9 protein-coding genes are annotated in these 7,551 nt (G+C 46.6%); 4 read left to right on the forward strand and 5 right to left on the reverse strand.

Going from position 1 to position 7,551, the window contains the following annotated elements:
* Positions 1–254 precede the first annotated feature (254 nt).
* Positions 255–1,070: a molybdopterin-dependent oxidoreductase gene (locus tag B3157_RS00595; RefSeq protein ID WP_292588014.1), complete on the forward strand. Its 816-nt coding sequence runs from the start codon at positions 255–257 to the stop codon at positions 1,068–1,070.
* 543 nt (positions 1,071–1,613) lie between these two features.
* On the opposite strand, the gene B3157_RS00600 is transcribed toward B3157_RS00595, so the two are convergent.
* The 4 genes from B3157_RS00600 to B3157_RS00615 all read right to left on the reverse strand — a co-directional run bounded on the left by B3157_RS00600 (position 1,614) and on the right by B3157_RS00615 (position 4,030).
* Positions 1,614–2,330, reverse strand: coding sequence for a hypothetical protein (locus B3157_RS00600; protein ID WP_292588017.1), 717 nt, complete (start codon positions 2,328–2,330; stop codon positions 1,614–1,616).
* Between the two features lie 323 nt (positions 2,331–2,653).
* Positions 2,654–2,929 (reverse strand): hypothetical protein, encoded by a 276-nt coding sequence (locus B3157_RS00605; RefSeq protein ID WP_214060382.1) that lies wholly within the window; start codon positions 2,927–2,929, stop codon positions 2,654–2,656.
* Between the two features lie 240 nt (positions 2,930–3,169).
* Positions 3,170–3,382, reverse strand: coding sequence for a hypothetical protein (locus tag B3157_RS00610; protein WP_099831032.1), 213 nt, complete (start codon positions 3,380–3,382; stop codon positions 3,170–3,172).
* A 324-nt stretch (positions 3,383–3,706) separates the two neighbouring features.
* The gene (locus tag B3157_RS00615) at positions 3,707–4,030 is read right to left on the reverse strand and encodes a hypothetical protein (protein WP_214060670.1); all 324 of its coding nucleotides are present in this window, start codon (positions 4,028–4,030) and stop codon (positions 3,707–3,709) included.
* Between the two features lie 160 nt (positions 4,031–4,190).
* Between B3157_RS00615 and B3157_RS00620 the strand changes: the two genes are divergently transcribed.
* From B3157_RS00620 to B3157_RS00630, 3 genes are all read left to right on the forward strand, one after another.
* On the forward strand, positions 4,191–4,388 hold the full coding sequence (locus B3157_RS00620) for a DUF6485 family protein (RefSeq protein WP_349680347.1): 198 nt from the start codon (positions 4,191–4,193) through the stop codon (positions 4,386–4,388).
* Between the two features lie 199 nt (positions 4,389–4,587).
* A complete protein-coding gene (locus B3157_RS00625) occupies positions 4,588–5,118 on the forward strand; it encodes a carboxymuconolactone decarboxylase family protein (RefSeq protein ID WP_292588027.1) in 531 nt (176 codons plus the stop codon).
* Positions 5,119–5,280: 162 nt separating this feature from the next.
* A complete protein-coding gene (locus B3157_RS00630; protein ID WP_292588029.1) occupies positions 5,281–6,789 on the forward strand; it encodes a bifunctional metallophosphatase/5'-nucleotidase in 1,509 nt (502 codons plus the stop codon).
* A gap of 74 nt (positions 6,790–6,863) precedes the next feature.
* Here the strand turns inward: B3157_RS00630 and B3157_RS00635 are convergent, their stop codons facing one another.
* Positions 6,864–7,355 carry an MFS transporter gene (locus B3157_RS00635; RefSeq protein WP_292588030.1) on the reverse strand — a complete coding sequence of 164 codons (492 nt, stop codon included), beginning with the start codon at positions 7,353–7,355 and terminating at the stop codon, positions 6,864–6,866.
* Positions 7,356–7,551 lie beyond the last annotated feature (196 nt).

Genomic DNA, 7,551 nt, shown 5'->3' on the forward strand with positions numbered 1-7,551 from the left:
TTCAAGTCCGGTTCTGAGAGAGCCTGGGGGTGAAATCCCCCTGGGCTACTCACCAGAACCCTTTAAGGGGGTCTAAGGGGAGCTGAGAAGGGGAGAATAGAGGTTGGAGGTAAGTCGCAGGAAGAGCGATATTGACTGGTTATCCGTTGACGGTGTTAGAGAAAAAACCTATTCTTGGTTCCAGAGCGAGGATCTTCTTTCTTTGATGAAGGTTATAATTCAAGAGCTTCTAAATCCTTACCAAGAGATTGTTAGTGACTGCCTCTTTTTTCTCTCCTTTCGAAGATATTCTTTCCAGACCAATTGGTGCTCCTGATAACGATCTGACTGGAATAACATCTTCTTCTGAACCAATAGTCCTTAGAAGTCATCTAATTAGAACGATACTAAATAAAAAGGAGAGGCTTTTCTTGAAGATACCCGTTCTCATTCTAATAGGTATTATCTCATTGGTCATTATCGTGTTAGGAGTTGCCAATGTTGCAAATGGCTCTTCTCCACAAGAAGTAGTTGTCACGGAGTATCAGGGGATCAAACTCGACGATCTCGGTGCTTTCAGAGAGAACTCGATAAAGGGCGTGCAGTACGTGAATATAGAAGAATACTTCCTAAAGATTGGAGGTCTCGCAGAAAATCCGTACATTCTTACTTATTCGGAGTTGCAGGATCTTCAGCACATTCAGAAGCTGGTTATACTTCACTGTGTCGAGGGGTGGACAGCAAAGATGCTCTGGGAAGGTATTCCGCTTGTGGAAATGATTGACAGAGCAGAGCCCGACGACAGGGTAACTAATGTGATCTTCAAGTCAACTGATGGCTATACGACAAGCCTCACTCTCGACTACATAAGAGAGAGAAACATCATTCTGGCCGACAAACTGAACGGAATCGAACTACCTCCGGCCCAGGGTTTCCCGTTCATAGTGGTTGCCGAAGACAAGTGGGGCTACAAGTGGGCGCGATGGGTCGAAGAGATAGAGCTGTCGGGCAACGACAAGTACAGGGGTTACTGGGAAGAGTATGGATACAGCAAAGATGGAAGTCTCGACAAGCCGATGTTCGACAGATAAACCAGAGATAGTTCTCAGCCCATATAGTTTCTCGGGGCCAAACAGGAGCCGATCTGAAGATCAGCTTTAAGGCGTTGTTTGGAGGAAAGCACCGCGGCTATGATAAGCAATACTGTCAGTCTGTCGTCTTGTTTTCATAATCGGCTTTCATGATAGCAAAGCTATTGACAGCAAAGAAAACCTCTCTCTGATCGCGACTGCACAAGATAGTCAGAGTGAAGACTATGAACCCGCCGTCAGAAGAGAGCACATGACACTGGACTCAAGAAATGAATTTCGCTTCTCTCATTCACCTTCTGGAATCTTCCACATCTAGTAACCCCTGCTGTTCTCCTTGCTTTCACTAACCGTTCCGGTAATCAAAAAAGTGCACTTAAGTGGATTCACTCCAGCGCGCTTCGTCACAAATCACCCATAAGACAAACAGAATAAAGAAAATAAAGTATTTTGTTACACTATTATTATGTTCTGTGATAAAACCCAACCTGCTTGTAAATCGACAAGAACAACTTCTTATGCTTTCACTGGCGACAGAAAAAATATCTATTTATCGTCGCGCTCAATTCTTCCGCCGCCCCTTCTTCTCATTATCGTTGACTGGTCCTCATCCTGAGGAGTGAGCGGCCCCTTTTCGGTAGTTGAATCTGCTGCTGCTCTCCTTGAATCGTTCTTCTGATCTTTGGGGGCGCCAACCAACCTTCCGCCGACTGCCCCCTGTCTGTTCTTCCTTTCTCGATAGGTCCTGAGATCGTTGATTTCTTTCTGTCTTTCTCCCAGTGATTCCAGTCGTTTCAGCAATTTGTGAATGTAATCTTCCTCCGAATACTTGAGTTCTATATTGGTCAAATACCAATCGGCTTCGAACTTCTTCTTGGCCTTCTCCAGAGCTTCGAGATACTCAGCCTTCTTCTTATCCAGATATTCTGTCTCTTCAGCAAGAGCTTTCAGTTCAATATCCTCCGCTTCGATGTCGAGAGCCTCAAGTTTCTCCTCCACCTCTTGCTGCTTGGCTTCAAGTTCCCTACATCTTCTTTCGCTGTAGGTTTCCATCTTGCTAATTAGCGGTTTTTCTTCCTGCTTTGCGGCTGGTACCCCACCCGCTCCCCGAAGTTTCCTGGTCTCTTCCTCAGGTCTCAGTTTGTCGATTTCATTCTTGATTCTCTCAAGCTGATCAAGTAACGGTTTTCTCCTGTGTTCGAATATCGTTAGCCTGTTCCGCGTAAAGGATTTGTAGTCCGCATCCTGAGTTCTGATTATCATGCCACTTTCCTCCTCCTCCACCAGAGATTCTTCACTAGCGGTTTGTTGACAACATTGATAGAAACCGATTCATTCAGGCTGTTAGAAACAACACTTTAGACATTGTAGAAGAATTATATACATTTTAGGTGTTGTTTCGCTCTTCTGGAGAGTCATGTCTCAATGTTAGCGAAAACGGAATTCGAGTGCATCTGGAGGGAGAAGAGTTGTGCAGGGCATCGCTGACTTATTTGACTATGGTCGTAGACTCACATGAGGTCTTTTCCAATGCCCGTCATTAAAAAAGGGCCCAAATGGGCCCTACTTGATTGAAGGGGTTAAGGTTATCTTGCTTTTCCGAATCCTCTGCCGAGTCCGGGACCCTTTGCGCCTGTCGCTCCATGTCTGAAACCTGTTCCGTCTTCAGCCTTGAGGTTGGTCATAACTCTTACGCCGTCGTTCGAGCAGTTGTCGTTGACTCCATCGCCGTCTGCATCTACGAAGTTCTCACAGGCAGCTGTGTCCTGTAGTCGCTGCATTGCTCTCGTCCCGTAACCTACTGCAAGTGTCATTCCACCGATCAAAAGAACCGCTATCGTAATTAAAACTACTTTCTTCATCCTTCTACACCTCCATATGTTTTTTAGTACATTCTCAGTCTACGGGCGCATTCTTAGAGACTCCTTAGTTAAACCTTAGAGTTTGCTTAGAAACGTAGCTCTAATAGCGCCAGCGGGTGAAGTTGATGTAGTGGATGAATTCCTACGGGGTAAGAATCGACCCGGGAAGATCCCTTACTCAAAGCGAAAGGGACCGTAATGAGCCGGTCCCTTTCAAGACCAATCTTCAAGAAGACCCAATTAAGAGAGCTCCGCAAAGACTATCTCGTCCTCATTTGAGTCAAGCTTTCCGTAACCCGGGCCGTTTCCATTGCAGGAGTCGTTAGGAGCACCGTAACCCGCATCGTCGTCAGGGCCATCTGGAATCCCGTCTCCCGGTCCACTGCCGTTGATTGAAAGAGCAATTCCAAAAGCAAGGAGAAAGAAAAGCACAATTGCGGTTAGTCGTTTCACCATCATCCCTCCGTTTTGCTCAAGTGATTAGATCTTATTGTTTTACTCATTAAAGAGTGATTAAAAACTGATGTATAGGTTTACTACACTCCGTCTTCTCATCTAGACTTCTAGATTAGCAATTTGCCGGGAATCTCATTGACTTATGTTAGTCTATACTCCCTATGGTCGAGCAATACAAACTTTCTTCGACTTTGCATGTCTCTCTATCCAGCAACAAAACTAATCCTCTTGAACTCCCATCTGAGAAAAGGCCGCCGCTTACCCGGTATTAAAGTAGCGGCGGCTGGACTAGGGGTAAACAGGGGTACAAGTGTGGTACTCTCATTCGGAGACGGACTCTCCAACTCCAAAGATATTCTTGAAAGCGTTCTGGATCTTCATGAGCAATCTATTCATCAAGCGAACAAGCAAAGGCTCTGAACTTTCCGCTTCTTCCTCCAGGTTTTCCAGTTGCAACGATGTGCTGCCTCCCGAATCAACTTTACCGGCTCCGGGACCTTCTCCCTTTCCTGTTACCGGAGATCCAAACCCTGCCCCGGGTTCCTGTCCATCGGGAATGCCGTCGCCGGGGCCCTTGCCATTATTTGCCAGGGCCAGACCGAAGAACAGTGAAACAAATAGGACAATCAGTATGGCTTTTCTCATAATCGTCACCCCCTTGTATTTGTACTCAGATCCTAGAACATCCGTGATTAAAAAGACATTAATGAAGAAAGACCTTTACGACTGCCAGACATGTTGGCTCAGTCGATACAGACGAATCTGATACAATCGGAAATGAACTGAAAAAAGGGAGGTGCTGATTTTGGAGTGTGAAGTCGACAGAAATCTCGAGAAATGCAACTGCACTTATTCCGGCTGTCCCAGAAAGGGCAAGTGCTGCGAGTGCATAGCTTATCACCGAAAGAACGGAGAGCTGCCTGCATGCTACTTCACAGATGAACAGGAGAAGACCTGGGACAGAAGCATAGAGTATTTCGTGAGAATTAACAGCAAGAGATGATCTCGAAAGCCGGTCTGATTTCCTCGATCAACTCCGCACTACCGAGAAGTGCTAAAATAGAATGATTTTAAATTACATATTCTCGAGTTTTATCGGGATTTTCCTGGAGGAAGAATTGACTCAAGAGTTTTATAAGCGCTTCTTTTCATTGAAAGAGTCATATTGGATTCTCTTCAACGGCATCAGAACGGTGGGCCACATGTCACGATCAAAGCGGAACGGAGAGCTGAGTACAGAGCTAATCGAAAAGGTTATGCTCACCGTTACCGAAATAAATGGATGCGAAGTTTGTTCGGTCTTCCACAACAAAGTTGCCGAAAAAGAGGGAATCAAAGAAGAAGATATCCAGATGCTTTTCGTCACCGAAGTTGAAGAACTTCCACAAGATGAAGCTCCTGCCATTCTCTTCGCCAGGGGGTATGCAACTTCTTCCGGCAAACCATCTGAGCACTCATGGAAGAGTCTCATCCAGAGTTATGGGGAATCCAAGGCCAAGGGCATATTGGGCGCAGTTAGAACGATAATGATGGGCAACAGCTTCGGCATAGCCTGGGGAGCCCTCTCAAATAGGATCAAAGGTAGACCCGTTAAAGGTAGCAGTCTCTGGTACGAGATCAGTATGCTTCTCTCTTTCATCTTCTTCATCCCTGTGGCCTCGGTACACGCCCTGCTCGCCAGTCTTTTCAAAAAGCCCATAATAGCCTTCCAAGCACAAGAGGCCGCTGCTTAGACCGTGGCTGCTGATAGGTTGGTAAGAGCAAGAACAGAAGTGATGCTGCCTCCGGTGATGCTCTTCGACACCTATTCTTTAAGGCAACACATCCATTCAAAGGAATTTGATTGGTGCTGGCAGTGTTAGAATTTGGTTGAATACCACGAGGAGGTGTTGGCAGTGAAGAAAGCTAAATTCTTTGTTCTGGTCGTTCTGCTTCTTTCAATCCTTTCGTTTTCAACTACCATCAAGATATATCTAGTAACCGATTATCATTCCCACGCAATTCCCTTCTATTCTGAAGGGCGACACGGGTTCGGGGGAATCGCCAAGATAATCGCTTTTCTGAAAGACAAGACTGGTGACGAAGACACTCTGGTCTTTGGCGGCGGAGACATGATAAACCTCGGGACACCGGCGTGGTCCGACAAATTCCACGCCATAGAAATGCCGTGGTTCAACAACATCTTCGATGCCATGGCTTACGGTAATCACGATTCGGAATACGGTCCGGAAGACTTCCGGGAAGTATGGAGAAATGTTACTTATCCGATTCTTGGCGCAAACGTTCTGGATGCGGGCGGAGTACCTGTATTCGAGTACTTCGGGAAGAGGTACTTGATTTTTGAAGTCGAGGGAAAGAGAATCGGTGTCTTCGCTCTGGCAGGCTCCGATTTTGATAGTCTTGTCAAACCCGCCGCAAGGCCCCTCGAAGGAGCCATTTTCGGAGATTTCATGACAACTGCGAGCGAGATCGTCGAAGAAATGGAGGCAGAGGGAGTCGATCTTATCGTCTTCATCGGACATGCGGAGTACGAGGAAACGCTGAAATTGGCAAGAGAGATCGAAGGAATAGACCTGATTTTCGGTACACACAGCCATCTCAAGATCCCTCTTACAAAGATCGAGGGAACTGAGACTTACTTCATTTCGCCTTACCAGTATGGGACATATGTGGCGGAAGTAGTGGTTTACTTTGGAGCCGACGGTCAGAAATCCATCTCGGGGTCGCTAATACCCATGGATGACTCCAGGCCGGAGGATCCAATAATTGCGGAAAAGGTAGAAAAACTTCATAACGAGCTGGAAAGCGACCCTGAGTTCTCTCACCTTTTCGAATGGATCGGGGACGTCGAAACGGAACTATCTGCAGCAAATGTCAACACGGGAGAATCGGTGCTCGGCAATTTTGTGATGGATGTTATCAGGGAGAAATCGGGAGCAAATGTTGCTCTCTCCACTTCGAGTAGTTTTAGAGCTTCTATCGCTCCAGGGTCGACTGTTTACGAGGACCTCAAGAACGCCCTTCCCTACGTCAACATAATCTACGTCTATGAGGTGAAGGGAGAAACACTCGAGAAAATCCTCAATCATTCTGTTAGTCAGAGCGGTACCGGATTCTTCTCACAGGTCTCGGGAGTTCGTTTCACGATAAGCGATGGAAAGGCAACGGCCATTGAAGTCCAGGCAGATCTGGAATGCCCGGACAGCTTCGATTTACTGAATCCCGAAGCAACGTATTTGGTCGCCACAACGAATTACCAGGGGCTATTTGCTCCCGGTTACAAAGATCTCTTTGCGGGCCTAACATACAAAGACACTGGCCTCGACGTACAGAAGATAGTCAAGGAGTATATGCAGAACAACAGTCCTATCAGCGCGAAGCTTGACGGAAGAATTCGAAAATAGCGAAGTTTCAAAATAGAAGAACCCCCACAGATGTGAGGGTTCTTTTGTTGAGAAAGAAACATGGCTTAGATCGTTCATTGCTCTAAGACAATGTCTTCCAGTTCTTTCCCGACGGCTTCGCGATCTGCTTTCTTCTTTTTCTGAAGATTTCTTACCTTCCAGAGTGCGAGACTTCCGACGAGTGTAACCGAACACATCACCAAATAGACGGGAATGGCACCACCCCTATCCAAACCAACGCCGATGGCAGGTGAGACAATCGCGAAAGAAAGACTCGCACTTAGACTTACGATTGAGATAACAGTTGCCCTGAAAGCATCTCCTACATTGCTGTTCACATAGAACCTCATAATCGGTGGGTACAGTGCCCTGACGATCTGGCCCAGGAACAAGAAGGCTATCGATCCTTTTCCAACAAGAACGATGGAAAAAAGATAGGCGCCTGCCATGAACACTCCCAGAAGTGTCAGCACCTTCCTGAGTCTCATATTATCGAAAAGACGGATCAAGTATCTTGAAGAGAGAGCGCAAACAGTATTGAATGCGGCAAACATCACTCCGTACAACGCTATGTCCAGCTCGACAAGTTTGAAATACGGTTCGTAGTGCCAGCAAATTCACTTCGAACGGATGTAGGGACGTTCGGGTGCGTGCTCTTCAGACGCACAAAATAACCTATCGCTCTCATCCCGGGTCTAACCCTGGATCGGGGGTACGGGTGTGCCAAGAAGGCGAAGAAGGAAACTTCAAGCCATGCTTAAT

The sequence above is a fragment of the Mesotoga sp. UBA5557 genome (assembly GCF_002425715.1).
Classification (GTDB): domain Bacteria; phylum Thermotogota; class Thermotogae; order Petrotogales; family Kosmotogaceae; genus Mesotoga.